General features: G+C 33.8%; 22 protein-coding genes. 20 read left to right on the top strand and 2 right to left on the bottom strand.

All coding sequences use genetic code 11. The features are described 5' to 3' along the window. Positions 1–51 precede the first annotated feature (51 nt). From prsT to N7931_RS07860, 14 genes are all read left to right on the top strand, one after another. Positions 52–2808 (top strand): XrtA/PEP-CTERM system TPR-repeat protein PrsT, encoded by a 2757-nt coding sequence (gene prsT, locus N7931_RS07925; RefSeq protein WP_262793222.1) that lies wholly within the window; start codon positions 52–54, stop codon positions 2806–2808. 126 nt (positions 2809–2934) lie between these two features. Next, the gene (locus N7931_RS07920) at positions 2935–4014 is read left to right on the top strand and encodes a GNAT family N-acetyltransferase (protein ID WP_262793221.1); all 1080 of its coding nucleotides are present in this window, start codon (positions 2935–2937) and stop codon (positions 4012–4014) included. A 68-nt stretch (positions 4015–4082) separates the two neighbouring features. Next, positions 4083–5204: a glycosyltransferase gene (locus N7931_RS07915; protein ID WP_262793220.1), complete on the top strand. Its 1122-nt coding sequence runs from the start codon at positions 4083–4085 to the stop codon at positions 5202–5204. A gap of 3 nt (positions 5205–5207) precedes the next feature. Next, positions 5208–6212 carry a polysaccharide deacetylase family protein gene (locus N7931_RS07910; RefSeq protein WP_262793218.1) on the top strand — a complete coding sequence of 335 codons (1005 nt, stop codon included), beginning with the start codon at positions 5208–5210 and terminating at the stop codon, positions 6210–6212. Further along, positions 6209–7249, top strand: a complete 1041-nt coding sequence (locus tag N7931_RS07905) for a FemAB family XrtA/PEP-CTERM system-associated protein (protein WP_262793216.1) — start codon at positions 6209–6211, stop codon at positions 7247–7249. Before N7931_RS07910 ends, N7931_RS07905 begins: the two co-directional genes overlap by 4 nt. 15 nt (positions 7250–7264) lie before the next feature. Beyond that, positions 7265–9148 carry an asparagine synthase (glutamine-hydrolyzing) gene (gene asnB / locus N7931_RS07900; protein WP_262793215.1) on the top strand — a complete coding sequence of 628 codons (1884 nt, stop codon included), beginning with the start codon at positions 7265–7267 and terminating at the stop codon, positions 9146–9148. 17 nt (positions 9149–9165) lie between these two features. Further along, on the top strand, positions 9166–9795 hold the full coding sequence (locus tag N7931_RS07895) for a hypothetical protein (RefSeq protein WP_262793214.1): 630 nt from the start codon (positions 9166–9168) through the stop codon (positions 9793–9795). Then, positions 9795–10874: an acyltransferase family protein gene (locus N7931_RS07890; RefSeq protein ID WP_262793213.1), complete on the top strand. Its 1080-nt coding sequence runs from the start codon at positions 9795–9797 to the stop codon at positions 10872–10874. The genes N7931_RS07895 and N7931_RS07890 overlap by 1 nt, the downstream gene beginning before the upstream one ends. Next, entirely contained in the window at positions 10875–12011 is a 1137-nt protein-coding gene (locus N7931_RS07885; protein WP_262793211.1) for a glycosyltransferase, read from the top strand. Further along, on the top strand, positions 12001–13044 hold the full coding sequence (locus N7931_RS07880) for a sulfotransferase (protein ID WP_262793210.1): 1044 nt from the start codon (positions 12001–12003) through the stop codon (positions 13042–13044). The genes N7931_RS07885 and N7931_RS07880 overlap by 11 nt, the downstream gene beginning before the upstream one ends. Next, on the top strand, positions 13034–14209 hold the full coding sequence (locus tag N7931_RS07875) for a glycosyltransferase family 4 protein (protein WP_262793208.1): 1176 nt from the start codon (positions 13034–13036) through the stop codon (positions 14207–14209). Before N7931_RS07880 ends, N7931_RS07875 begins: the two co-directional genes overlap by 11 nt. A gap of 17 nt (positions 14210–14226) precedes the next feature. Next, complete coding sequence (locus N7931_RS07870) at positions 14227–15273, top strand: acyltransferase family protein (protein ID WP_262793206.1); 1047 nt, start codon at positions 14227–14229, stop codon at positions 15271–15273. 9 nt (positions 15274–15282) lie between these two features. Next, positions 15283–16761, top strand: coding sequence for an oligosaccharide flippase family protein (locus N7931_RS07865; RefSeq protein ID WP_262793204.1), 1479 nt, complete (start codon positions 15283–15285; stop codon positions 16759–16761). Between the two features lie 92 nt (positions 16762–16853). Further along, positions 16854–17768 carry a hypothetical protein gene (locus N7931_RS07860; RefSeq protein WP_262793202.1) on the top strand — a complete coding sequence of 305 codons (915 nt, stop codon included), beginning with the start codon at positions 16854–16856 and terminating at the stop codon, positions 17766–17768. A 53-nt stretch (positions 17769–17821) separates the two neighbouring features. Here N7931_RS07860 and N7931_RS07855 read toward each other — a convergent pair whose 3' ends face one another. Both N7931_RS07855 and N7931_RS07850 read right to left on the bottom strand, forming a co-directional pair. Then, positions 17822–18592 (bottom strand): hypothetical protein, encoded by a 771-nt coding sequence (locus N7931_RS07855; RefSeq protein ID WP_262793201.1) that lies wholly within the window; start codon positions 18590–18592, stop codon positions 17822–17824. Positions 18593–18606: 14 nt separating this feature from the next. Then, entirely contained in the window at positions 18607–19248 is a 642-nt protein-coding gene (locus N7931_RS07850; RefSeq protein ID WP_262793199.1) for a hypothetical protein, read from the bottom strand. 739 nt (positions 19249–19987) lie between these two features. On the opposite strand from N7931_RS07850, the gene N7931_RS07845 reads away from it, so the two are divergent. The 6 genes from N7931_RS07845 to N7931_RS07820 all read left to right on the top strand — a co-directional run bounded on the left by N7931_RS07845 (position 19988) and on the right by N7931_RS07820 (position 26048). Beyond that, a complete protein-coding gene (locus N7931_RS07845) occupies positions 19988–21037 on the top strand; it encodes an acyltransferase family protein (RefSeq protein ID WP_262793197.1) in 1050 nt (349 codons plus the stop codon). 134 nt (positions 21038–21171) lie between these two features. Beyond that, entirely contained in the window at positions 21172–22134 is a 963-nt protein-coding gene (locus N7931_RS07840) for a glycosyltransferase (RefSeq protein WP_262793195.1), read from the top strand. A 6-nt stretch (positions 22135–22140) separates the two neighbouring features. Further along, entirely contained in the window at positions 22141–23409 is a 1269-nt protein-coding gene (locus N7931_RS07835) for a glycosyltransferase family 2 protein (RefSeq protein ID WP_262793194.1), read from the top strand. Next, positions 23409–24896, top strand: coding sequence for a polysaccharide lyase (locus N7931_RS07830; RefSeq protein ID WP_262793193.1), 1488 nt, complete (start codon positions 23409–23411; stop codon positions 24894–24896). Before N7931_RS07835 ends, N7931_RS07830 begins: the two co-directional genes overlap by 1 nt. Before the next feature lie 2 nt (positions 24897–24898). Then, entirely contained in the window at positions 24899–25492 is a 594-nt protein-coding gene (locus N7931_RS07825; protein ID WP_262793191.1) for an acyltransferase, read from the top strand. Positions 25493–25538: 46 nt separating this feature from the next. After that, the gene (locus N7931_RS07820; protein WP_262793176.1) at positions 25539–26048 is read left to right on the top strand and encodes an H-type lectin domain-containing protein; all 510 of its coding nucleotides are present in this window, start codon (positions 25539–25541) and stop codon (positions 26046–26048) included. Positions 26049–26059: the final 11 nt, after the last annotated feature.

The raw sequence follows: 26059 nt of genomic DNA, 5'->3' as shown, positions 1-26059 counted from the left end.
ATAGGAAATTTAACAACGAAGTGGAAACGTATGGTAAAGCCGTTTAAGCTAATGACCGTTTTTTGCGGTGTTTTTTTTATTTCAGCATGTTTAGATCTTACTACATTTGAAGATCATATTAACAACTCTCAAACAGCACTTGAACAAGGTGATACGCAAACAGCCGTTATAGAATTAAAGAATGCAATATCTAAAGCCCCCCAAGATGTTCAAGCCAGAGTATTATTAGGCTCAATTTATTTTCAACAAGGCTTATTTTCTGAGGCTAATAAAGAATTTGAACGCGCTTTATCCAACGGGAAGGTTGAAGATGAAGTGAAAGTGTATTTTGCTAAATCTCTTTATTACACAGAAAGTTATCAACAGAGTCTTAATGTATTAGAGCAAGTTGATTTTACCCACTTATCTTTAGAGCAACAAAGCCTAGCTAAATATTATAATTATTTAAATTTATTTGCGTTAAAAGAGATTGAAGCGGCTCAAAATATTATCATAGAAAGCAAACCAGAAAGTATGCCTGAACCATACTCTAGTTTATTTACCATGCTACAGCTTTTAGCCGATAATAAAATCGATAAGGCAACTCAATATAGTGAAAGTCATTATTCTCTAGGAAGCGATAATGCTGAATTTTTGCAAGTATTCGCAAGGCTTCATGCTTTAAAAGGCAATTACCAAAACGTAGCTAAAGCATTTGAGCAATTGAATAAAATAATTCCCAAATACGAGATTTATCAATTATCTTTGATTGACGCTCAAATCAAGAATCAAGATTTTTCCTCAGCAGAAAAGAATTTAACACCACTTTTGAAGCAATTTCCAAATCATGCTTATTTAAATTTATATAAAGCCATGATTCGCTACCAACAGAAAGACTGTGATAATGCTAAAACGTTTGCCGAAAAAGCTATTCAGGCAGGTGTATCTAATCCGGCGAGCCGGTTAATTGCAGGCGTATGTGCCTTTAGAATGAAAAATATGGAGCAAAGCTATCAACATTTGGCTGTATTAAATGAGCGAATGCAGTTATCACCTGAATTAAAAAGGCTATATTCTGCAGTTCAGTTAGAGCTTGGTTATAATACAAGTGCTGTTGAAAGCCTAATGTCGTTAGATAAAGTTTCAATATCAGATGCTAGTTTATTTATTGAAGCAGGGATTCGGGCTGAAAAGAGTGGGGATGAAAAAACCGCACAATCAATGTTAGATAAATTATCTGACTTAGATGGTTTATCTACGGAACAGCTTACCAGGTTAGGTATGCTTGAGTTTTCTGTAGAAAAAAGCATAGACAAACTAGAAGCTGCAGCTATGCAAGCTGATGCACCGGATGAAAGTAAATTCGCTTTAGCTGCTGCTTACCTAGAGAATAAAGAATATTCTAAAGCATTAAATTTTGCACAGAAGTGGATCGAAAGCGATAAAAGCAGTGTTGGTGCCCTTAATATAGCGGGTTATAGCGCCGAAAAATTAGGTAACTATAAACAAGCTCAAATATATTTTGAACAATCATTAGTCCTTAAAGAAGGTAATTCATTAGCGCTAATTTTTCTTGCTCAGCGAGCATTAGATAGTGGGAATAATGATGCGGCGCAAACACATTTAGATGATCTCATTAAGTTTAATCCTAATTATACGAAAAGTTACCTTTATTATTACAAAGGCATGAGTCAATTAGGTAAATCAGCGCAAGCTTTGGATAAAATTAAAAATATCTATTCTAGTCAACCTGATAATCAACTCATTAAGTCTCTATATATACGATTACTTTACGCTGAACAAAATTATGATGTATTAATTAAAACTTTAGATACTCAAGAGTCAAAGAAAAAGCCATTACAGGCTGATGAATTATCTTTACTCGCTCATAGTTATTTAAATATCAAAGCCTATAAAAAAGCGGAAGAATTTTTTATTAAGTGGAATGAAATAGCTCCAGATAATAAAGAGAGCTGGTTTAAGTTAGTATTATTTTATGAGCATATCAGAGCGTACGATAAAGGATTATCCATAGTTAAAAAAGCATTAAGCCGCTTTGACAATGACTTTAGATTTAAAATTTATTTAATTGAGTTTCTTTTAAAAAATAAAATTACAGCTAATGTAGATAAATATATTTCTGAATTAAAGGCATTTGATCCCGAGTTTGTTGCATTAGATCGCTTTTCAGGAGAATTGGCTATTTTAGAAGGTAAATTCTCTGTTGCGGTAAAATATTTCAAAAACTACTATGATAAAAAACAAGATGAGTCTAGCGCTTTGTCTTATTATCAAAGTCTTCGTTTAAACCAGCAAGTCGCTTTAGCTTTTAATCACCTTGAACAGTTTTTAACTGCTAATCCCAAATCGTTAACAGTTTGGTTAATTTATGCAAATGATCAAATGCAAGATGATCAAAATAAAGCATTTGAGGCATATCGAAAAATTTTAAATTTTGCACCAAACCATGTCATCTCAAATAATAATTTTGCATGGTTACTTAATCAAAGAGGGCAATATAAATCAGCTTTAGAATACATAGAGAAAGCGATTGAACTAGCGCCTCAAAGTCCAGTCGTTATTGATACCTATGCAAATATTTTAATGGCTAATCAGAAGCTTGAAGCTGCAGAAAAGCAAATTGAAAATGCTTACCAGCTAGCGCCTACACATTCAGATATTGTTTTTAGTTACTTAACTATTAAAAATGCCACAGGAAATAAACCTTCGATTCTTGAAGCTGTAGAGCAAGTTGAAAATAGCGATATATCAGATGAACCCCAAATTGCAGAGTTATTAAAAAAATTAAAACAATCTTTAACGGATTAATCGATTAAAGATTGTTTTAATTTAGCATTTTTGGATTTTAGTGGTTAAGTATAATTAATAAATTGAGTTCATTCTGTGCCAATACAAAGTAAGATTAAGAGCATTAAATTAGAATTAGATGATTTTTTGAATGCTCTTGAAGAACTACAAGAGGTAACTCATGACTCTTTTTTTATTGCTTCACCTTGGCTCAAAGCGTGGCTGAATTTGCCTCTTAAAGGGGTTAAATACTATAAAGTTACATCTGACGATAATACGGTTGGTGCGTTTGCAATATGTGAAAAAGAGCAAGCTAAACTTGGAATTAAATGGCGAACCTGGTATTTACATCGTTCCGGTGATAAAGAGTTAGATCAGATATGGATCGAATGCAATGATGTTATCGCCTCTTCTGAATTTAAAAGTCTAGTATGGGAAGAGTTATTTAAATTATTTGAATATAGTGATGCACAAGAACTTGTTGTTGGTATGTCTTATCAAATTAAGTTTTTGGAGAATTTAGCAGAGCAATACACTTGTATCAAAAAGATTACATCGGCCAGTTATTCAAGATTTATAAATTCATCTGATTCTGATGAAAATCAACTATTAGGACAGTTTTCACGTAATACCCGCAGCCAATTAAAAAGAGCAATGAAAGAAATAAGAGCTATTGGTGAACTAAAAGTTCAGCATGCTACAAATACATCTGAAGCTATTCTTTTTTTTGAGCAGGCTGCACAGTACCATAAGCAACGATGGCACGATAGCGGATTTACCAATTCAAATTTCGTCAATTTCCATAAGCAATTGCTGATTGATAACTTTAATAAAAAATATATAGATATTGTAAAGTTAACCTGTGGTGATACGGTTTTAGCTATATATTATTATTTTTTATACCGGGAACGAGTTTATTTTTACCTTGGCGCAGTAAATTATATTAATGGTTGTAATAAATCGAAGCCTGGTCTATTGAGTCATTTTTTTATGATGAAAAAATATGCACAACTTGGATACCATGTGTATGACTGGCTGGCTGGTGATGCCCAGTACAAAAAATCTCTATCAGATCAAGTACAAAGCCAATACTTGTATTCAATAATTAAAAAAACATTAAAGCAATCCCTTATTATGAAATTAAAAAGCATCAAATATCTGATGGGGCGGATGCTGGCTAGGGTGAAGAAATTTAATTATTTAAAAAATTCTAATTTTATCTTATAAAAATTCATATTTAATTATATGCAATAAAATTATGTCCGATGTGTTCGGTAGCTTGATTAAGGAAGAGAATGAAAAAAATTAAGGTCCTCCAGTTTATCTGTTCTACAGGGTTCTACGGCGCAGAGCGTTGGGTATTAGCTTTGGCTAAGCACTTAGATCATCAAAAATTTTGCTGCGATTTTGTAACCACTCAAGAAACAAAAGCTTCACTAGAGGTAGTTGAAAAATATCAAGTAGAAGAAGGTCGTGCATTTACTTTGCCTATGTCGGGAAAGTTTGATTTGTCAGTTGTAAATCGGCTAGTGGAGCTAATCAAGGAACGAGAAATCGATATTATTCATACCCATGGATATAAATCAGATATATTAGGTGTTTTAGCGGCTAAAAAAGCAGGAATAAAAGTTGTTATTACTCCCCATGGTTTTTCTCATACAAACGATAAAAAATTAAAACTATTTATTTGGCTTGGCTGTCAATTTTTTCGTTTTGCTGATGCTGTTGCACCATTATCAAAACAACTTGTTACAGATGCTCAAAAATTTAATGTGAAGTCAAATCGTTTAGTATATATCCAAAATGGTGTAGATCTTAGCGAAGTTGAAGCGCAGCGAAAAAAAGCGATAACCATTGACGGGTATGATCCGGAAGTTAAGCGAGTTGGCTTTGTAGGGCAGATGATCAGCCGTAAAAATATTAAGGATATTTTGGATATTTTTGAACTGCTTTATAATAAAAATAATAAGATTAAATTATTTTTATTAGGTGATGGAGATGCTCGCCCTGAACTTGAAAGTTATTCTGCAAAGTTATCTTGTAAAGATAATATTGAATTTTTAGGTTTTCGAGAGGATCGACTAGAATGGCTGCAAAGTTTTGATATTTTTGTAATGACCTCTCTACTTGAAGGAATTCCTCGGTGCTTGATGGAGGCTATGGCTATGGGGGTACCTGTTGCGGCTTACGATATTCCAGGAATAGATCAGCTAATAACCCATAATGAAACTGGGTTATTAGCTAAATTACATGATAAAGAAAAGTTAGCTCAATATTGGCAAGATATTCTATTTGATTCAGAAAAATCAGAGTTTTTATCACGTAGAGGGATGGATTTTGTTTATCAGCATTATTCTGCATATCGAATGGCACAAGAGTATGAGGCTTTATTTAGCAAAATTCTCAAGGACTCGTAGCTGATGGTACAAAGTCACAAGCCCAAAGTAACTTTTGTATTATCCGTTGATACTGAAGAAGAATGGGATTGGTCTGGTCCTTTTCCGCAGAAGCAATTTTCAGTGGATAATGTGGCATTAATCCCGCATTTTCAAAATTTTTGTAATCAACATAATATAAAGCCTAGTTATTTTGTCGATTATGCTGTAGCTGATGATGCTGAGAGTGTAGCCGTTTTACGTCAAATTCAAGACAAAGGAGAAGGAGAGATTGCAGCCCATTTACATCCTTGGTGTAATCCTCCTTTTTATGGAATCACTCGAGAAAAAGAATCTCATGTTATTAATTTGCCTTTGGCTCAAGTTGAAAAAAAATTAATTGAACTGACTTTAAAGCTAACTAAAGAGTTTGGGCTAGCTCCTAAAGCATTTCGTACCGGAAGATGGGGGATAAGTGGAGATATTTGCCAGTTATTAATTGAGCAAGGTTATAAAATAGATTCGAGTGTTTATCCTTTTTATACTCATAAATATTTTAGTTGCCAAGGCGCTCCAATATACCCGTACTGGGTTGACTTAAATAACCCACTTCAACAAACGGCTCGTTCTGCATTACTTGAGTTTCCTGTGAGTGTTGGTTTTAATCATAAAAATTTTGAACAACAAAATAAACTCCACCAAATGTTTTCAAGCCGATTAGGGCAGAGCTGTCGAGCTGTTGGCATTGCCTGGCATTTAGGTATTGTCAAAAAACTTTACATGTGTCCAGAACTGTCAACTGGCTCAGAAATGATTGCTTTAGCAAATAACTTATTGGCTCGCAAGGAAAAATATATTCATATGTATTTACATAGCTCAAATCTTATGACAAATGCAACAGGGTTTGTTGAAAGTAAAAATGCAATGAAAACAATTTTGGGCAGAATGCATCAAGTAATTACACACTTAAATAAGGTTGCTGATGTTGAATTTAAAACTATTTCTCAGGCTTGTGAGCCGTATTTTCAAACAAATGGAGATAAACAGTGATAAGTGTAGAAGTAGTTGATGAATTAAGTTCGTCCGAATGGGATAGGTATGTAACTGAACACCCTTTCTCTAGTCCTTATCATTTAAGTGGATGGCGAATCGCTGTCGAAAAAGCTTATCAACATAAGTCTATATACTTAGCTGCCTATGACCAACAAAAAATAGTTGGTGTTTTGCCTTTAATATGGGTGAAATCTATTGTATCAAAAGGCGAATTATGTGCTTTACCTTTTTGTGATGTCGGTGGTTGTTTAGCCGATGATGAGCAAATCAAGCAAGCCTTACTGAATCGCGCTTTTGAGTTAGCGAAAAATAAAAATATTCCTTTTGTGACTCATAGATTGAGTGAAATATGCGAAGTTTCAGAGCCTTCAGATGAGGTCAAAGTAAGAATGCTAATGCCATTGCCTGAAAACTCAAAAATGCTTTGGGATGGCTTTAAATCTAAGCTTCGTAGCCAAATACGGAAAGCAGAAAAAAATGGCTTAACAGCAACAATAGGGCGTGATAAAAGCCATTTAGATGGTTTTTATCAAGTTTTTTGCCGGAATATGCGAGACCTAGGCTCACCTGTTCATAGTCTGTTATGGTTTCAAACTTTAGTGGAGGCATATGCTGATAGTTTAATTATTGCCAATGTCTACTTTGAATCTAAAGTTGTGGGTGCTGGAATTGTTTTATTGAACGGAGATAAAGCCTGCATACCTTGGGCTTCAACCAATAGTGATTACAACCGGCTAGCTCCTAATATGTTGCTTTATTGGAAATTACTTGAATATGTCTGTGATGCTGGGGTTAAAGAGTTTGATTTTGGGCGTTCCTCTTATGGAGAAGGAACATTTAAATTTAAAAGCCAATGGGGGGCTTGTCCCAAAACTTTAGTATGGGAAAAGTACAATGCAAATGGAACACTCTTAGCAGATCAAATTACCAATAAAAGCAAGTTCAGGGATGTGGTTGAAACCACATGGCAAAAAATGCCACTCGGTATTTGTAACTTGCTTGGCCCTAAAATTAGAAAATATATTAGTTTATAAATTGGAAATTATTAAATGTGTGGAATAGCGGGCTTTACATCTTTTCAGACTGAAATTGGCAATCAAGATACTCTGCAACAAATGGGGCAAGCTATTTTTCATAGAGGTCCAGATGCCGGTGGTGAGTACCTAGATAATTTTGTTGGTTTGTGTCATCGGCGTTTGAGTATTATAGATTTATCTAGTGCAGGTACTCAGCCAATGTATTCAAATAACGGTAATTATATTATCGTTTTTAATGGTGAAATATATAACTTTGTTGAGCTTAGACAACATTTAGAGGAATTAGGTTACCAATTTAATACTCATACAGATACTGAAGTATTATTAGCTTTATTTCAAGAATATGGGATAAAGCTCCTTGAAAAAATAAATGGAATGTATGCTTTTGCCATTTGGGATAAATCAGCTAAACAATTATTTGTAGCCCGAGATCGGATCGGAAAAAAGCCACTGTATTACACACATCACCATGGAGAATTTGTTTTTGCTAGTGAATTAAAATCATTATTAAAAATTGATGGAATTAAAAAAAGTCTGAGACTTGACTCGGTATATGACTTTTTTGCTTATCAGTATGTACCTGATCCTAAAACTATTTTTAATGATATCTTTAAGCTTCCCCCTGCACATTATGCTTTAATATCAAATGAAGGGACTAAAATTGAGCAATATTGGGATATTTCCTTTGCTGAGCAAATTAATGATGCTGAAACCAGCATTAAGCAAAAGTTAAAGCAAGTTTTAAATGATGCGACTAAGAAGCGGATGTTGGCAGATGTTCCGCTTGGTGCCTTTTTAAGTGGCGGAGTTGATTCTAGTGGTGTTGTAGCCATGATGGCTAAAAATAGTAGCACTCCTATTACAACGTGCTCTATTGGTTTTGATGAAAAACGTTTTAATGAAACTGAATTTGCTAAAATTGTTGCTGATAAATATCAAACTAACCACCATGAACTGACAGTTCATCAAAATGTTTCCGAGAACTTGGAGCATATTGTGAGCTTTTTTGATGAGCCTTTTGCAGATCCTTCTCTTGTTCCTACTTTTTTTGTTTCTCAGCTAGCTCGAGAGAAAGTGACGGTTGCAATTGCAGGTGATGGTGGAGATGAAGTTTTTGCTGGTTATTCAAAATATGCAATTGATCATATTGAGAATAAACTTAGGGATAAATTTCCTTCAGCTGTTCGTAAATATGTATTTCCTCGTCTTTCTAAAATATGTGGTCAAATTAATCTTAGGCCGTTACAGAAAGCCAGCTCTCTGTTACACAGTTTAAGCTTAGAACCTGCGATGGGCTTTTATATTACCAATTCTTTTATTAAACAGCACGACTGGGACAAGCTGGTTAATCAGGAAACTAAAGAGTCTTTACTAGGATATCATCCATCTCAATTAACCTTAGATACTTATGCCAAGTGTGACGGCAAAGACCATTTATCAAAAGTATTATATACGGATATGAAAACTTTTTTACCCGGCGACATTTTGGTTAAAGTTGATAGGATGAGTATGGCAAACTCCCTAGAAGTAAGAGCTCCTATTTTGGATTATGAGTTAATGGAATTTGCAGCCAAAATACCATCACAATTTAAATTTAATGAAGGCGAAAAAAAATATATTTTAAAAGAAGCTTTTCTAGAAGATTTGCCCGAGGATATTTTGTATCGTAAAAAAATGGGATTTTCTGTTCCATTGGCGAGTTGGCTGCGTGGAGAACTTAAAACTATATGTGAAGAAAAGCTAATTCAGCATCCACATGGTCTAACAAAAATTTTTAATGCAGATGTAATCAAGCAAATGTGGGATGAGCATGTGAATGAGAAAAAAGATAATTCAACTCTGTTGTGGAGCATGCTTATGTTTCAGATGTGGTGGGACAGGTATATGGCTGTTTAGTAAAGCAGAGTCTACCAGTGGCCAAGTTTAAGCTTTTTTTTGCAATTTTTAGTATTGTGTTAATTTGCCTAATGTTATTTGGACGCTTTTATTTATCAAAACAGCAAAGCTTTAATTATATATATCAAGATTTTAAGCTCGAACCTCAAGATTATAACCTGCTACTTGGTACCTCCACGATTAAAAGGATAGATAAATTAGCCACATGTGATGGACTCACATGGTTAAATCGGGGTTTTGTTAATACTCATATGGCAGAAATTATTTTCTACATTGAACACTCTAAAGTGGAGTCTGTAAGAAATATTCTCATTTATGCAGGAGAAAACCATATACGAGCGTTTGAAGAGCCAGAAGAAACTAGTCAGCTCTATATTGCTTTAATTAACTTATTAAAATCTAAATATCCTGATGCTCATATTGTCGTGGTTGGCATTAAACCATCGCCAGCAAGAGCAAAATTATGGGATAAATTTAAACGAGTTAATTTTAATTTGAGGTATCAGGCTGAACAGGAAAAGCAATTTACTTTTTACTCTAATTGGTCCGACGAACCTGCGTCTTTAAATTTATTTCTAGATGATGGTGTCCATTTAAATGCTCAAGGGTATCACTACTTTTTTCCTATCAAGGAGCTCTTCTGTTAATGGAGCGTATTCCTTATCTTGAACCAATGCGGGCCACTTTAATGCTTCTGGGGATCTTTTTACATTCGGCTCAGGTATATAATCCCGCTAAAAGTTGGCTGGTTAGTGCTCCTCAAAGCTTGGATATTCCAATATTATTATCTGAGTTTATCCATATATTTAGAATGCCAGCTTTTTTTATACTTTCTGGTTATTTATTTTATATTTCGATTAATAAATACCCATTTAAAGTTTTTATTAGAAAGCGTTTAGCTCGAGTTTTGATTCCATTAATAGTAGTTGCTACAACGATTAATTACGTTCAATTTATATTTATTAACCCTTACTCTTGGGAGAGTGCTACTTATAAACAGTATTGGGTGGAAGGAAATTGGGTTTCACATTTATGGTTTTTGATTAATTTAAGTATATATTTTATTGTTTTCGCTGCTTTTTTTTACTACATAAACAAAAAACACATAAAATTTAATATTGTTTTTCCTAGATTAAATTTATACATCTGGCTTTGCTTACTGCCTATCTCTAATTTAGGTTTATTGTTTTTAAATAAACTAGGTTTTCCTATTTATAGTCAGTTCTTCGGCATTAGTTCTTTTATGATAATCGAATATTTACCGTATTTTATATTTGGTTTATTAATGGCACAAAAAAAATATATTTATCAGACGTATATCAAGATAAATATTAAATTTGGTCTAATTTTTTTGATGCTGTTGAGTGCAGTTTATTTTACAATAGTGGCTTATATGCCCAAAATGTTTGTTTTAGATGTCATTAGACTTTATTTGGAGTATCTGGCTACTTGGCTACTAAGTTGCTTATGTTTTACTAGTTTTAGTTTACTGTTTGCCAAGGTAAATTTACAGTGGCAATTTTTAGCAAGTTCAGCTTATAGTGTGTATTTATTTCATCAGTTAATCATTGTAATTCTAGCTAGTTTTTTTATTTATTTAGCTTTACCAGCATGGTTAGGATTTTTCTTACTATTGACCATAACAGGCTTTATCGCTGTGGGCTTGCACTGGCTTTTAGTTAGCTCAAATCGAGTGGGACAAATTTTATTAAACGGAAAAATATAAGTGAACGATGTTAAAACAATAAAAATACTTCATCTGACATTTGATATGAGGATTGGTGGGACTGAGCAGGTAATTGTTAACTTAATTAATACGAATCAGTCAAGCAATATAGTTAACTCTGTTCTGTGTATTGAATCGCCTGTGGGACCATTTGGAGCTTGTTTAATAGAACAAGGAATTCAAGTTGATGCTTTTAAGCGAACGCCTGGTTTTGATAATAAATTAATCAAAAATATACGCCAATATTTAAAAGAGCACTCAATCGATATTCTACATTGCCATCAATACACACCTTGGGTTTATGGTGTTATTGCCGCAATAGGCTTAAAAGTTAAAGTTATTTTTACTGAACATGGACGGTTTTATCCAGATAGTGGTAGTTGGAAGCGGAAGCTAATTAACCCTGTTTTGATGAAGTTTACTGATTATGCGACTTGTATTTCTATTGCCACTAAGCGGGCTTTGATTGAATTTGAAAATATTTCAGCTAATAAAATAGATGTAATTTACAATGGAATTTTAGAACTGGCGGATAAAGATATAATGCCAGTAAAACCTGAAACTATAGGGGTTAGCGAATCCGAATCTATCATTTTAGGCACTATTGCAAGACTCGATCCTATTAAAAATCAAACCATGATGCTACATGCGTTTAAATATGCACTAGAACAAGTTCCAAATCTTTACTTGGTCATTGTGGGTGATGGTGAGGAGCGTCAAAAACTGGAATTATTAGCGCAAGAACTTAATTTGCATCAAAGAGTTATATTCACTGGATATATAACTAAGCCGGTAAATTATCTTAAATTAATGGATATATTCTTATTGTCTTCGCTAAGCGAAGGTACATCTATGACTTTACTTGAGGCGATGTCGTTAGGTAAACCATGTATCGTAACCGATGCAGGTGGAAACCCTGAAATTATAGAAAATAAAGTTAATGGGCTTGTTACTCCGAATGATGATGCCAAGCTATTTGCTCAAGCCATTGTTGAATTAGCATCGGATCCTGAAATGATGCAAAAAATGGCCAGTAGTGCTCGTAGCCTGTTTGTTGAAAAATTTGAAAGCAAAATAATGGTTGAACAATTTCATTCAGTGTATAAAAAATTGATGGAAGAGAGTAATGCTAGTTAATAAAACGAAAAAAAAACTAATTAATACATTTAATCAATTTTTATCTCACCCTAGTGTTGTTGATGTATTTAATCGCCAAGTAAAAAAAAGCTTACACCTTTTACCAAAGCTAGATAATCAGACCTCACCATATCATAGTATGGATAACCAGCTAGAGGTTAATAAAACATTTGAGCGGGATGATATTGTTTTTATTTCTAGTCGATTCCGAAGTGGCTCTACAGTTTTATGGAATGTTTTTCGTAATCTAAATGATGCGACTGCTTACTATGAACCATTTAATGAAAGGCGTTGGTTTGATGAATCTTGCCGAGGAGAAAATGTCGATTCTACTCATCTCGGTGTCGATAACTATTGGCAAGAATTTGTTGGTTTAAATGAATTGTCCAAATACTATCATGAAGATTGGATTCGAGATGAACTTTTTATGGATGGTGCAGCTTTTAATCCTGATATGAAAAGGTTTATCGAAATTTGTGTTGAAAACTCAAAAGCGCGTCCCGTACTACAGTTTAACCGGATTGATTTTCGCCTACCATGGCTTAAAGCTACCTTTCCAAATTGCAAAATATTACATTTATATCGAAACCCCAGAGATCAATGGCTTTCCTTTTTAACAGATAAAAAAATAATGAATGCTCAACAGGTTGAGCAAACATACAAAGATGCTTTTTATTTAAATCCTTGGTGTAATAATTTAAAGAATTACTTTCCCTTTTTATCCGAAGATATCACACCACATCCATATCAAAGATTTTATTATTTATGGAAGCTTTCATTTTTATTTGGACAAAAATATTCAGATATTAGTATTGGGTTTGAGCAACTTAGCCACTCACCTAAAAGTGTCTTGACTGAAGTGTTAACTGTACTTAATTGGCATAATCCAGATATTGATAAAGCAGCAGCAGTTGTCGAGCAGGTTCAACTAGATAAATGGAAAAGCTATGCAGATGATGCATGGTTTTTAAAACATGAATTAGCATGCGAAACCGTATTGTCTCAATTTTTGGATAATCAAAATGTCCGCTAAGAAAATTTTATTAATTTCTGAAATATTTCCTCCTATTAATGGAGGAAGTGGCCGATGGTTTTGGGAGTTATACTCTCGTTTGCCTGCAAACGAATTCTGTGTTTTAGCAGGAGAAAGTGTTCATGCTGATGAGTTTGATAAAACACATCATATGCAGGTTCATCGTTTCAATATGAGTATTAAACAATGGGCTGATTGGGGAATATTAAATTGGACTGGAATTAAATTTTATTGGCGTCTGATACGTAAAATATTACATCTAGTTGAATCTGAAAATATTGGTGCGATTCATTGTGGTCGTTGTATACCTGAAGGTGTTGCCGCATATATAGTCGCTAAACTTAAAGGGATTCCTTACTTGTGTTTTGTTCATGGCGAAGATGTTACTAATGCGGCTAGAAGTCGAGAATTTACTTGGATGGTCAATAAAGCACTTAAATCTTCTTCTAAGTTAATTTGTAATAGCCAAAACAGTAAAAACGTATTAATGAAAGACTGGGGATGTCCTGAATCTCAAATTGAGGTTTTAAATCCAGGCGTTGACACTAATAAATTTATTCCAGCCGAATATAACCGTGAAATTCGTAATAAGTTTAATTGGCAAGACAGGCCCGTTATTTTAACAGTTTCTAGGCTGGAAGAGCGTAAAGGGCATGATATGTTGATAAGAGCTCTCGATATAGTAAAAGCTCATCATCCAGATGTACTTTATGCGATCATTGGTGGAGGAGACCGACGTACTTATTTGGAAGACTTGGTGGAGAGTTTAAAGTTATCCGACCATGTCATGTTTATGTCAGAATTATCCGATGAACAAATGATAGAATGCTATCAGCAGTGTGATATTTTTGCTTTGCCTAATCGCACGATTGGGTTAAATATTGAAGGGTTTGGTATGGTGTTGGTTGAAGCTCAATCTTGTGCTAAGCCCGTTATCGGCGGTAATTCAGGTGGTACGCCTGAAACTATGATTATTGGAGAAACAGGCTTTGTTATTGATTGTACCGAGCCAACAAAATTAGCGACTAAATTGGTGGAATTGCTCAATAATCGTATGAACTTACCTTCGATAGGGCAAAAAGGGAGGGAACATGTAGTGAACACACTTGATTGGCAGGCTCATGCTCAAAAGGCTCAAGTTATTTTTAAAAGTTTAAATCCATAATAATTAAAGGTAATTGAGTGGGCATATTCCGATTTATTTTAGCATTCAATGTGATTTTATATCACTTATTAGAAGTGCCTAATATTGGAGCCTTAGCGGTTTATAGCTTTTTTATTTTGAGCGGCTTTTTAATGACTTATATTATGCATCATACTTATTCGTATGATCCTAAGGGTTGTTTAAAGTATGCATTGAATCGCTTTTGGCGGCTTTACCCTGTTTATTGGATTCTATTTTTTATATCTTTATTGTTATTTTTTTTTCTTGGTATTTCGCCCTCATTAATACATCCTTATATGTCTTTCCCTGCCTCTCTAGAGGCTTGGTTGGCTAATTTATCGATTTTTTATCCGAGTTTACATCCAGTTACTTACCCGATTAGAGTTGCACCAGCCTCTTGGGCATTAACTATTGAAATTGTTTTTTATATCGCTATTGGATTAGGTATTTCCCGAAATTTAATCATTACATGGTTCTGGGTAATTATTAGTGTCATGTACCTTTTTTATAAAATTCTAGTAGGCTCAACATTTAATATAGGTTATGGAAATATTTTTTCTGCGTCTTTACCTTTTTCTCTTGGTGCTTTGAGCTATTTTTATCAGAAAAATATATATCAATTTATATCTGGTAAACGGTTTGCTCCTCATTTAGTCGTTATTTTATTTAGCTTGAATATTGTGATAAGTGCTAATTCAGTCATGTTAGTTGGGCAAGATAATGCATGGAAAGTTAACTTACTGAGCATGTATTTAAACTTAGTATTTTCTGCTTTACTGGTTATTTTATTAAGCAAAATAAAAGTTACCTATCGTCGAATAGATAAATTATTAGGTGATTTTTCTTACCCTATGTATTTATTTCATTGGAGCGGGGCTTATGTCGCATATACAGCATTAGGCTCTTACTGTACTGTAGCTGGTTTTCTATTTGCTGTTATTTTTACTTTAGTGGTGAGTTGGGCTGTCAATGAAGTTGTCATGCATAAAATAGATAAAATTAGAGAAAATATAAAAAATAAACAATTGACTGTACCTTACTCAAGTCAGGGTATTACAAAATAAAGGTTCATTTTGGATAAGATAATTTCTAGTACCCTGATTAGTATCGTCGGGAATATGGTCGTAAAAGCTCTTGGTATTCTCAGTACCGTCATTATGGCTCGGATTCTTGCCCCGGAAGATTTTGGGATTGCAGCTTTGGCTGTTGTCGTTTATGAAATTTTTCTGGCGATTGGTCAGCTTGGTGTACAGCAATATATTTTAAAACAACAGAATATAAATAAAGATATTTATAACGCGACTTTTACTTTCCGTTTGATTGCTATGAATTTAATGGCAGCACTACTATTACTAATCTCTCCTTTTGTTACTCAATATTATCAAAAGCCAGTAATTCAGGAATTATTTTATATCTACGCTTTTTGTATTTGCATAGCATCTTTTGGTAATACTCATTTTATGCAGTACATGCGAGATTTAAACTACAAGCCTGTTGTGAATGCAGAGATATTAGCCAAAATCATTGCAATTAGTGCCAATATTTCTTTTGCATTTTATTTTGAAGATTTCCGAGCCATTGTTTATGGTAACTTAGTCTATGTTTTTGCTATGACTTTAAGAACGTACTGGCGGGCGCCTGATTTACCTAAATTAACCACAAAAGGCTTAATTGATAATTGGAATTTTTCTAAATGGTTATTGTTTGAAGTATTTGTTGGAAATGTTAGAGCTAAAATTGATGTAATTCTAGCGGGTAGAATTTTTACACCTACTGATATGGGGTTTTATGAAGTCAGTAAAGCTAATGGCGGGATGTTAATACAGGAGTTGTTTAAACCTGTTAATAATATAATTTTAACCATAATTTCAGACGGAAAGAATAAGGGATCTAAAAATGATTTTGAGAAAGCCATAATTGTCATGTCCTTATTTTTAAGCCCTATATTTATAGGGTGTTACTACTTTATGGACGTATTTGTATATTTATTACTTGGCCAGCAATGGCTGCCTGTATTACCTTTATTTCAAGGGTTTCTAATCCTCACTTTTTTTACGTGCTTTACTCAACTTATTGGCTCTACTTTAGTTGCTAATGAAAGAATAAAAGTACTCACTTTTATGAATTTAGCTCTGACGGTTATCATTGTAAGTGTGCTTTTTATTACAATTAATACTGATCCCGATATTGACCAATATGCTTATGTTAGAATTTCACTTGTACCTTTTGCTACTTTTATTAGTCTACTGGTGCTTAAAAAATATGTTATTGTCAGTTTAAGAACTAGCATTTTAGCATTATTTTGTTATCTAACTATCGCTTTCATAAGTGTTTACCCATACCAGTTTATTGGACATAACCTTTTGAATCTTAACAGTTACTATACTCTTGCTTTAACCCTAATTTTTGCTCTGCCAACTTATATATTATTATCTTTGATAAGTGTCAGGTTATTGGGAAATATCTTTCCTGATTTTATTGTAGTAAGAAAGCTAGGGGTTTTCTTGTGGGGTAAAACAATGGGTAAATTTAAACGTAGAAAATCATTATAATTGTTTATTTTTTTAGACTGTAATGGGAAAATTAACCAATAAAACTAAAACGCTGTTATAAAACAGCAGGGTTATGGATAAAGGACCTCACTATGCTCGTAGCAAAAGCCAGAACAAAACTAAATAAGTGGTTATTTAACAAAACCGCACAGCAAATTAAGAATACAAAACCGATTCAAGTGAACATAGATAGTGATGTGATTGTTGTGTCGCTGGTATATAGTAAAGGTTTAAATATGGCTTTAGTCGCTATTAAGTCTTTTTTACGAAGTTTTGGCTCAGCTAAAGTTGAATTATTGGATGATGGTTCATTAACAGAACAAGATAAACACCTTATTGCACAACAATTGCCTGGCTCAGACATCATTCATATTAAAGATGTCAATTTAGGTTTATGTCCGTCAGGTGGATGCTGGGAAAGGTTGGCTTACATTATTCATCGCTCACAGTCTGCTTATGTTATTCAGGTCGACACTGACACTATAACTGTTGGTCCGGTGACAGACGTATATAACTCTTATAAAAATAACCAGTCATTTACTATTGGTTCGCCCATGTGGCAAAACCGGGCGAGTTTACAGTATTTAAAACATTATTTTGATACTTTAAATAATGATCATGTGCAGTGTTTAGGTGAATCAAAATTAAGTGAGCTAAATAACTTTTCATTAGAAGGCTACTTGAGAGGTTGCGCTGCGTTCACTGGTTTTGCTAAAGGCCATTTTAATTTTGAAATGTTAGAAGCATTTTCTCAACAAATGTCTGATATTTTGGGTAAACAAAAGTGGGATCAATGGGGCTCAGAGCAGTTTGCTTCAAATGCTATTGTATCGACTGATATTAATGCCTATGTTTTACCGTGGCCTAAATATCAAAACTACAAGTTTCCTGAATTTAGTGAAAATTTCCAAGGGCATGTATCTGTTATTCATTACATTGGTAGCTGCCGATTTTCTGATCGTAGCTATGAAAAATTAGCAGCGCAAGTCATTTCTCAGCTTAAGTAACGAACAGCCAATAAGCATGGATAGGCTGTTCAAATTGATTCAAGAATTATGTGTTATTCGATAAACTGAGTGTTCGGGTAGAAAGGTTCTATGGAGCTTTTAAAAATAGCATAATTTTTAAAGTAAGATCCAGCTTGTAAATTCACCTGCTTATTTAAAATTGAACCTCCAATTGCAACATGAAGCCTATCTGTATTGATTTGTTCGTAGTCAGATAGCTTCTCAAAAAAACTAAATGCATCAGACAAAACAGTACCTTGAACACTTAAATCTAGGTTGTTATCTGGTACTTTTATTTTTCCACTTTTTTCTACATCCGTTCTAAAAAAGTTAGCTTCTTTTTGAGTCGGTTTGCCTGTGACTTCAAGTGGCGCGAGGAAAAATGCCATATCATGACAAAAATAAGCTTTTGGCATAACTTCTTTGCTATTTAAAATATCCCTTCTGAAAAAGATTGTATTTGGAATATCGTAATGCTTATCAAATGTTGAAGGTAACACTAATACTTTATTAAATTTAAATCGGCTTTGTAACTTTTGGGTTAGGTTAGATGCGTGTTGATAGTGACCACACCAAGCTCCCCCACCGGCAATCACAACTAATTGGTTATTTAGTTTAGCTGATAGCAGAATTTTATTCCGATCTAGAGAGCTTGTTTGATGATTGATTACTGTGTAGTCAATATTAAAGTGGCGAAAGAAGTTAATTGTACCAACTCGGATTAATGCATCACCCCAGTTGCCATCAAAACTGACATAAACAACAGGCTTATTGCCTTGTAAAGAAATAATAGTTTCAGCGAGTCTTAAGAATTCTAGTTTCATTTTTAGTCTTATTTTTAGTTGATAAATGAATCAAAATAATGTTGCATGTTTTGCTTATCTTTTACAAAGTGGAGCGCAGCAAATTCCCAACGAACCATTTTATTAGCGTGTTTAAGGTTTTGATATTCATTAGGAAACAACATTAATCGAGTTGAGTTTGTTTTTATACCTTGATCTATAAGTCTTTGGCTAATTGCCAGATCTTCAGCAAAGTTACCTTTCCATTGTTTTGCTATTTGCTTAAAGTCATCCGCAGTAGCATGATTAAAACACTGCTTTATTACTTTGTGTTTAATAAAGTATAAACCGCCTTGGTAATATTGTCCCTCTGTATGTCTATAATCTCCAATAGTATCTAATCCACTGATAGAAATACGTGCTAATTTAGAGCCTTTTAAAAATAAAATATCGGAATCAACTTTAACTAAATAATTTTCAGGCTCGGATTCATTTGCAACTTTTAAGAAACTATTTACTTCTGTCATAGTTGTTTCAATCGAAGCCCAAGCAAAATTTTCAACCGGATAAAATTTAATGTTCGGATAGATTTGAATTAGACTGTTCTCTTGCTCTTTTGTTAGTGGGGCTTTTTGGTCAATAAATACATAAATATCAGCGATTAAACTCACATTTCTAACAAGAGACTGAATAGACAAAGAGACGAATTCAAAATCGGGTTGGTATGTAAAATAAACGAAAGTAAAGAGCGCTGGTTTTGCTTTTGCTGGCTTATTTGGTAAGTTTTGATAATCCCATATCCAGCCTTTAAGCTCTCGCTTGATATTTTTTAAGCTAATAGGCACATTGCATAAAATCATTTTTAATGTAAATCCTTCCGGTTATTGTTTTAATTTGAGCTAGGCTAAATATCCGTTACCTTTTAATGTTTGTACTTTATCTTTTTTCAACTGCATTGGTAGTCAAATTTTTGTGACGTAAGCATACCATTATATCAATGGTTATTTCTAAATATTTGATTCAGAGTGAACTAAATATTTTGTGGTCATCTAAAAAAATCATGATTTTATTCATGGTATTAAATAGAGTATTGTTAAAGTATTTATACAAAACTTGATGACCAAATTATATTAGTTCGTTATGATATTTAGCACTGCTAAAGTATTGTATTTCTGAAAAATTAAGTTTTATTGCCGTTACTGTTTAGATGATACTTAATTAATATGTGCGCGATTTTTTCATAGTGCACTAGTTCTCAATTTTTTGTTTGTACAGTTCAATAACTGAACCATTTGATTAATGTATGCTAAGCACAATTTATTTTTTAATAAGCAGTCTATAAAGTACGTTTGTATATTAAGTTCAAGTTGTTTATTCCTCTATTCAAGCAGGCTATTTAGCATCTCTTTATAGCAGCCAACTTTCCTGAGGCCAAAATTGAAAAACGAAATTTTACCTTTGACGAGTATACGGGGTGTCGCTGCTGTAGCTGTGATGCTATTACATATTCATCAATCCTATCAAAACTATAACTTAGCCATTTTTTCTTGGTTTGAAAATGCAGGGCTTGGTGTTGATTTATTTTTTGTTCTGAGTGGGTTTATTCTGGCCTATGTATATAGTGATACAAAATTGGTTTGGCTGAATTGCACACGTTACAAATCTTTTATTGTTAAGCGTATTGCAAGAATATATCCGCTTCATTTTATTACATTATTTGCTACTTTATTGCTTGTTTTATTTGCAGGTGGATTTGCTGAGCGTTATCCAGGTCAATTTTCGACTTATGATTTTATTTTGAATTTATTTTTAATTCAAAATTGGATTTCGGGACTGAGTTGGAACTCTGTGTCTTGGTCAATCAGTGCTGAGTTTTTTATGTATTTGCTGTTTCCGTTTATTTTGTGGGGGATTAGCCGATTATGTTTATCTCAGGTATATGTCGGGATTTTTGCTATTTTTATTAGTCATCATGTGAGCATCCTGCTGTTTGATTTGAATGGTTATGGCGGTGTTAGCTTTGGTGGAATGATAAGGGTCTTTTTTGAGTTTTTATTAGGGGTTACTTTATTTTTTGCTCGAGATTCTATTTTTAGGTATACAAACCATCATGCTCAATTGGTGAGTAGTTTATTAAGCTTAGGTGTAATTTTTTCGTTAGTATTTGAATCCTGTTATTATTTATTTCTGCCTTCTTCTGCTTTATTAATTGTTCACTTGAGCCGCTCCCATTGTTTTTTAAGCCAGTTATTCAGCCGCTCTTTTTTTGTTTATCTTGGTAATATTTCTTTTTCACTTTATATGTGGCATTGGCTGATTATTCAAGTTCATAATTGGCTTCGATCTCGTGAGCTTTTTACGGTTGAAACTGACTTCGATGCTTTTAGTATATGTCTATGTTTGATGTTAATTTCGGTAGTTGTTGCCCACTTCTCTTATAAGCTAATCGAACTCCCATCAAGAGATTTGTTAAAGAAAAACTCATGATTATTTGTTTGTTTAATTTATACTTGTTTATAATATCGATGTCTTAAAGTCTGGACGACGAGTTAAACACCTCGAGAGATTAACAAATACTAGGAATTACAATAAAACCATTGGATAAAAGGTTAAATATTAAAATGAACCATAACAGTACAGACTTTTTTATATCGTTTATTATTCCGGCCTATAACGAAGAATCATGCATTGAAAATACACTGCTTGGGATTCAAAAGTATAGCCAAAAATTAAACCACGAAGTTATATTAGTAGATAATGGGTCGACTGATTCAACTCAAAAAATTGCAAATGAATATTGTGACCAAGTTATATACTTTCCTGAAGGTGATACAATTTCATCTGTGCGTAACAAAGGTGTGGAGTACTCTAAGGGGGATATTTTAATTTTCTTGGATTCAGATATCTTATTAACTGAAGAGTGGGAAGAAAATATTTTCAAAACATGCCATGTACTCAAATCAGATCCTCTTATTTTAACCGGTTCAAAATACACTCCTCCAAATCAATATGCATGGCTCAATCGGTTTTGGTTTAATATTGAGAATAAGGCGCCTGCAAATTATATTAATTCAGGTCACTTAATCATTAGCAGGTCGTTATTTGATCGAATTAATGGCTTTGATGAAAATTTAAAAACAGCAGAAGATTATGATTTTTGTCAAAGAGCGATTGCTAGCGGTGCTAAACTTCAGCCTAACGCTCAGCTAAGAGTAATCCACGACGGTTATCCTGAAACAGCTGGGGAGTTTATTCAAAGAGAGCGCTGGCATGGTAGGGAAGATTTTGAAAATATGGATAAGTTTTTGGCGTCTAAAGTCGCTTGGATTGCCAGTTTTCACTTGCTTGTATTCACCTTCTTTGTATTTAATGCACTTTTCTTTACGGGGGGAGTTCCCTCATTTATTAGCTATGCTTGTATAATGTTCCCTATTTGTATGTTGATGGTATATATGAAATTTGGATTTATATCTATACGCCATATTGCTAATGCTAGTGTGATTTTTTATTTGTATTTGGTTGGGCGGAGTTTGGCATTGGTTGATAAAATTTTAGGCCGATATACTAATAACTTTAGGAAATAATATTTCATGGATTATATCGTTTTAGCTATTACATTAAGTTGTGCTTTTTTAGTTCTCCATGTTTATTTGGGATACCCGCTTACTTTATATTTATTAACAAAAATGGGGGTAGGTACTAGAAATTTAGTTCAAGAAAAATTTGAGCCAACAGTCACTATGATGGTGTCTTGTTATAACGAAATTGATGTTATCCAAGAAAAAATCACTAATTGTCTCGAACTACAATATCCGTTGAACAAACTCAATTTTATTATTATTTCTGATGGCTCTGATGATGGAACCGATGAAGCTGTTTTGCAATTTAATCATCCACGAATAAAACTTATCAGACAGGAAGGTAGATTAGGGAAAACATCTGCAATTAATTTGGCAATGCAAAGTGTAGAGTCTGAAATTGTTGTTTTTTCAGACGCTAATGCTATGTATGAGCCTGATGCAATTCAAAAATTAGTCCGTAACTTTTATGACCCCAAAGTAGGGTATGTTGTTGGAGCTGCATTGTATATTGATGGCAAAGACAGTTCAGCCGCGGCGAGTGAAAATTTATATTGGAACTATGAAATCGCCTTAAAAAAGCAGGAAAGTTTATTGCATTCAGTCGTTGGGGGCGACGGTGCTATTTATGCAATTAAACGTGAGTTATTTATTCCTTTAGATGCTAAAGATATTAATGATTTTGTGAATCCTCTACAGATTATCGAGCAAGGATTTCGCGGCATTTTTGAAGAACAAGCTGTTTGTTTGGAAGAAACTGCGGGTGACTTTGCTAAAGAAGCTAAACGAAAACAGAGAATAGTTAACAGAAGTTTTCGGGGATTGATGAAAGTTAAATCTGTTTTAAACCCCTTTAGATTTGGCTTTTTTAGCTACGAGGTTATATCTCATAAGTTACTCCGGTGGCTGATGCCGATTTTCCTTGTTATCTTTAGTCTTGGCTCTTTGGTTTTATCTTATTCTGATTATTTACTGTTTCAGGTTATATCAATTTTAGCTTTGATCTTTTTTATTTTGGCACAAGTTGGTTTTTTATTATCTGAACAAAAGAAATCATCTCCTATTTTTTTCATACCTTATTATTTTGTGATGGTTAATTATTATTCACTTATTGGGGTAATTACCGCTCTGCAAGGGAATATCCAAGTTACTTGGAGCTCACCCAGACATAAACTTGAAAAAAAGAATACATTTAATTGGTCAAAAATTTTGATTGCTATTGTCGTTAATAGCGTAATAGTGATTCTACTGTGCGATATATTCAATAAGATTATTAACTGATGAAACGACTTCTCTACTTTTTTTTTAGTCAGCTTCTTTGCCTGTTCTTTGTATCTTATGCTTATGCTATTTCGTGGAGCGAGGGTACTTGTGATGATAAAAATAGAATCTATAGTGGTGCTAATACTGATTACGCCAACCGAGGAGCACAATTAAGTTGGCGGAAAAAAAATGGTGATTGGGTTGATGCTAATGGCAGGTTATTTGGTTCATCTCCTTTTGCAACGGCGGATATTAATGCCGGTCAGCTAATTGAACCTGTACAGGTTGATATTACTCAAATTGTAGATAAGTGGCAGCGCAATAGTATTTTTAATCATGGCGTTATGATTAAAAAATTAAAGGGTATAGGTAATATATTTCACTCTAAAGAGACGTCTGATACAAGTTTAACACCCAGATTAGAGCTGGAACTAGTAAGTGGCTCAGTTGTAACGCTTTTGCCTAATGCTGATACAACTTTAATGGGAACGCATAGGTGTAAAGGGAATCAATCAGAGTTGTTGAGTGCAGGTCATGTTTTACTTAGATTTGATTTATCTGAAGTCAAAACAAATATTAAATCTGCTACATTAAATTTATATTTGAAGCAAAAAAATAGAAGCCAACAGCAAATAGGCATATTTTTGGTTGATATGGATATTCCAAGCAAATTAGGCTCAGATATAACAAATATATTTTCAAACTTTCAAAAGGTTTATGAGACATCCTTTGAAAATGATGACTGGCAAGAGGGTTGGTCAATCGGAGAAAATTCTCATATTAAAATAGTCCAAGAAAACCACACAGAGCTTTTTGAACCATTTAACGGTAAAGCATTACAAGTTACATTACCTAAAGGGCAACATTATGCTTTAAATGCCCATTATTATTTTGAAAACAAGGATAAGGATATTCTGTGGTTCAGCCGGCAGGATACTAGACAAAGTATACGTAGTGCATGTTTTGAATACGCTTTGCGCTTTTCTAATAGCTGGGAGCCTGATTCCGAAGGGAAAATGCCGGGGTTCTCAGGGCGGTATTATGATAAAGAATACCGTGGTGGCTGGGGTGGTCGTTCCTCTGACGGGACTAACGGGTGGAGTGCTAGAGGGTTATTTGAACCTGTAATAGGTGAAAATAATGAATATAGCGGCCGTATACCTGTCGGGACATATCTTTACCATACTGATATGGGTGGGAAGTGGGGACAGCATATTGTATGGAATAATTTTGGTTTAGGTATGCTGGAAAAAAACCGTTGGTATAAGGTTAAACAGTGCCTGAAAATGAATCAGGCAGGGCAAGCTAATGGTGTAATTCAAGCTTGGATAAATAACCAATTAGCCTATTACCAAAATAATATAAATTTTACTAATAATCCACAGATCAACATTGAAAGTATTTGGATGAATATTTATTACGGTGGCAATAAAGTCGCTTATCAAGATATGCATGTTTTTATAGATGAGTTGGCTATTTTTTTACCACATTCAAAAGCTGAATAAAGATGAAATTATTTATAAAAAAACTTTATTTGTTTATTACTTTTTTATTTGTTTTACCATTAATTATTTTATTTAGGCTTGCTCCGACTACACTAAAAAACTCATTATTTTTTAGTTTTTCTCAGTTGTTAAGTCTATTTCCGGGACAAACTGGCAGCTATATTAGAGTTAGTTTTTATCACTCTGCTATGAGTTTCTGTGCTCGTGATACGCGGATTCATTTTGCAACCATTTTTTCTCAACCAGATACAGAAATTAATTGTCGAGTTTATATCGGCCCTCAATGTAATATTGGTAGCTGTATTATTGGGGCAGACTCTTTAATTGCCAGTGGTGTACATATTTTAAGTGGAAAAAATCAGCATAACTTTTCTGATTTAAATACCCCAATTCAGCAACAGGGTGGACATTATCAAAAAATAAAAATAGGTCAAGATTGCTGGGTTGGTAATGGCGCTATTATCATGGCTGATATAGGTGATAAATGTATTGTTGCGGCAGGTTCAGTTGTTACCAAAAAAGTACCTGATTTTTCTATTGTTGCCGGTAACCCTGCAAAGATAATAAGAAGTAGAAAAGATGAATCAATATTTTAAGTGTGTTCTAACCAGCATTTTTTGCTCATTATTTTGTATTTGGCTAATGTGGTTAATCGTAGGTAGTAAGCTGGTAGCACAGGCTGTGAACGAGCAAATGAAAACTTATGATGATGCTTTGTTTGTGAGGCTATCTGATTTGGCTAAAACGCTGGAAGGTGAGCAACGTAAAGCTACGTTTGAATTGAACAAAATTCAGCAAGGAGCTCAAGATCTGGAAACTCTAAGAAAGTTAGCCACTTCTAGACTAACTGGTGTATCAGTTGAAACTGGAAAACTACAAATCAACCAACAGTTAGTTGATGGGCTTAACTCCGCTGAAGAGTGCAAAAAACGTGGAACCTTTGAACATTTTATTCCATTTAATCATGTTTTCTCCACGGTTCCTGTGGTTTTACCTTCTTTTTCCTTAATTGATTTTGGGCATGGGCAAGATCATAGATTAAAGGTGAATGTGATAGAGGTATCCACAGAAGGTTTTAAACTAGACTTTAATACTTGGTGCGATACTCGAATGTCTCAGGCAGAAGTTAGTTGGTTAGCAATAGGTGTTTAGTTGACGTTTGA

It is taken from the genome of Catenovulum sp. 2E275 (assembly GCF_025515275.1).
Taxonomy (GTDB): Bacteria; Pseudomonadota; Gammaproteobacteria; order Enterobacterales; family Alteromonadaceae; genus Catenovulum.
This window is presented reverse-complemented; position numbering and strand designations above follow the sequence as displayed.

Excerpts from the sequence above, each read along its gene's own strand:
- N7931_RS07840 (WP_262793195.1), top strand. The coding sequence starts at position 21,172 with ATGAACCATAACAGTACAGACTTTTTTATATCGTTTATTATTCCGGCC.
- N7931_RS07855 (WP_262793201.1), bottom strand. The coding sequence starts at position 18,592 with ATGAAACTAGAATTCTTAAGACTCGCTGAAACTATTATTTCTTTACAA.
- N7931_RS07915 (WP_262793220.1), top strand. The coding sequence starts at position 4,083 with ATGAAAAAAATTAAGGTCCTCCAGTTTATCTGTTCTACAGGGTTCTAC.
- N7931_RS07820 (WP_262793176.1), top strand. The coding sequence starts at position 25,539 with ATGTGGTTAATCGTAGGTAGTAAGCTGGTAGCACAGGCTGTGAACGAG.
- N7931_RS07830 (WP_262793193.1), top strand. The coding sequence starts at position 23,409 with ATGAAACGACTTCTCTACTTTTTTTTTAGTCAGCTTCTTTGCCTGTTC.
- N7931_RS07890 (WP_262793213.1), top strand. The coding sequence starts at position 9,795 with ATGGAGCGTATTCCTTATCTTGAACCAATGCGGGCCACTTTAATGCTT.
- N7931_RS07860 (WP_262793202.1), top strand. The coding sequence starts at position 16,854 with ATGCTCGTAGCAAAAGCCAGAACAAAACTAAATAAGTGGTTATTTAAC.
- asnB (WP_262793215.1), top strand. The coding sequence starts at position 7,265 with ATGTGTGGAATAGCGGGCTTTACATCTTTTCAGACTGAAATTGGCAAT.
- prsT (WP_262793222.1), top strand. The coding sequence starts at position 52 with ATGACCGTTTTTTGCGGTGTTTTTTTTATTTCAGCATGTTTAGATCTT.
- N7931_RS07835 (WP_262793194.1), top strand. The coding sequence starts at position 22,141 with ATGGATTATATCGTTTTAGCTATTACATTAAGTTGTGCTTTTTTAGTT.
- N7931_RS07825 (WP_262793191.1), top strand. The coding sequence starts at position 24,899 with ATGAAATTATTTATAAAAAAACTTTATTTGTTTATTACTTTTTTATTT.
- N7931_RS07875 (WP_262793208.1), top strand. The coding sequence starts at position 13,034 with ATGTCCGCTAAGAAAATTTTATTAATTTCTGAAATATTTCCTCCTATT.
- N7931_RS07880 (WP_262793210.1), top strand. The coding sequence starts at position 12,001 with ATGCTAGTTAATAAAACGAAAAAAAAACTAATTAATACATTTAATCAA.
- N7931_RS07910 (WP_262793218.1), top strand. The coding sequence starts at position 5,208 with ATGGTACAAAGTCACAAGCCCAAAGTAACTTTTGTATTATCCGTTGAT.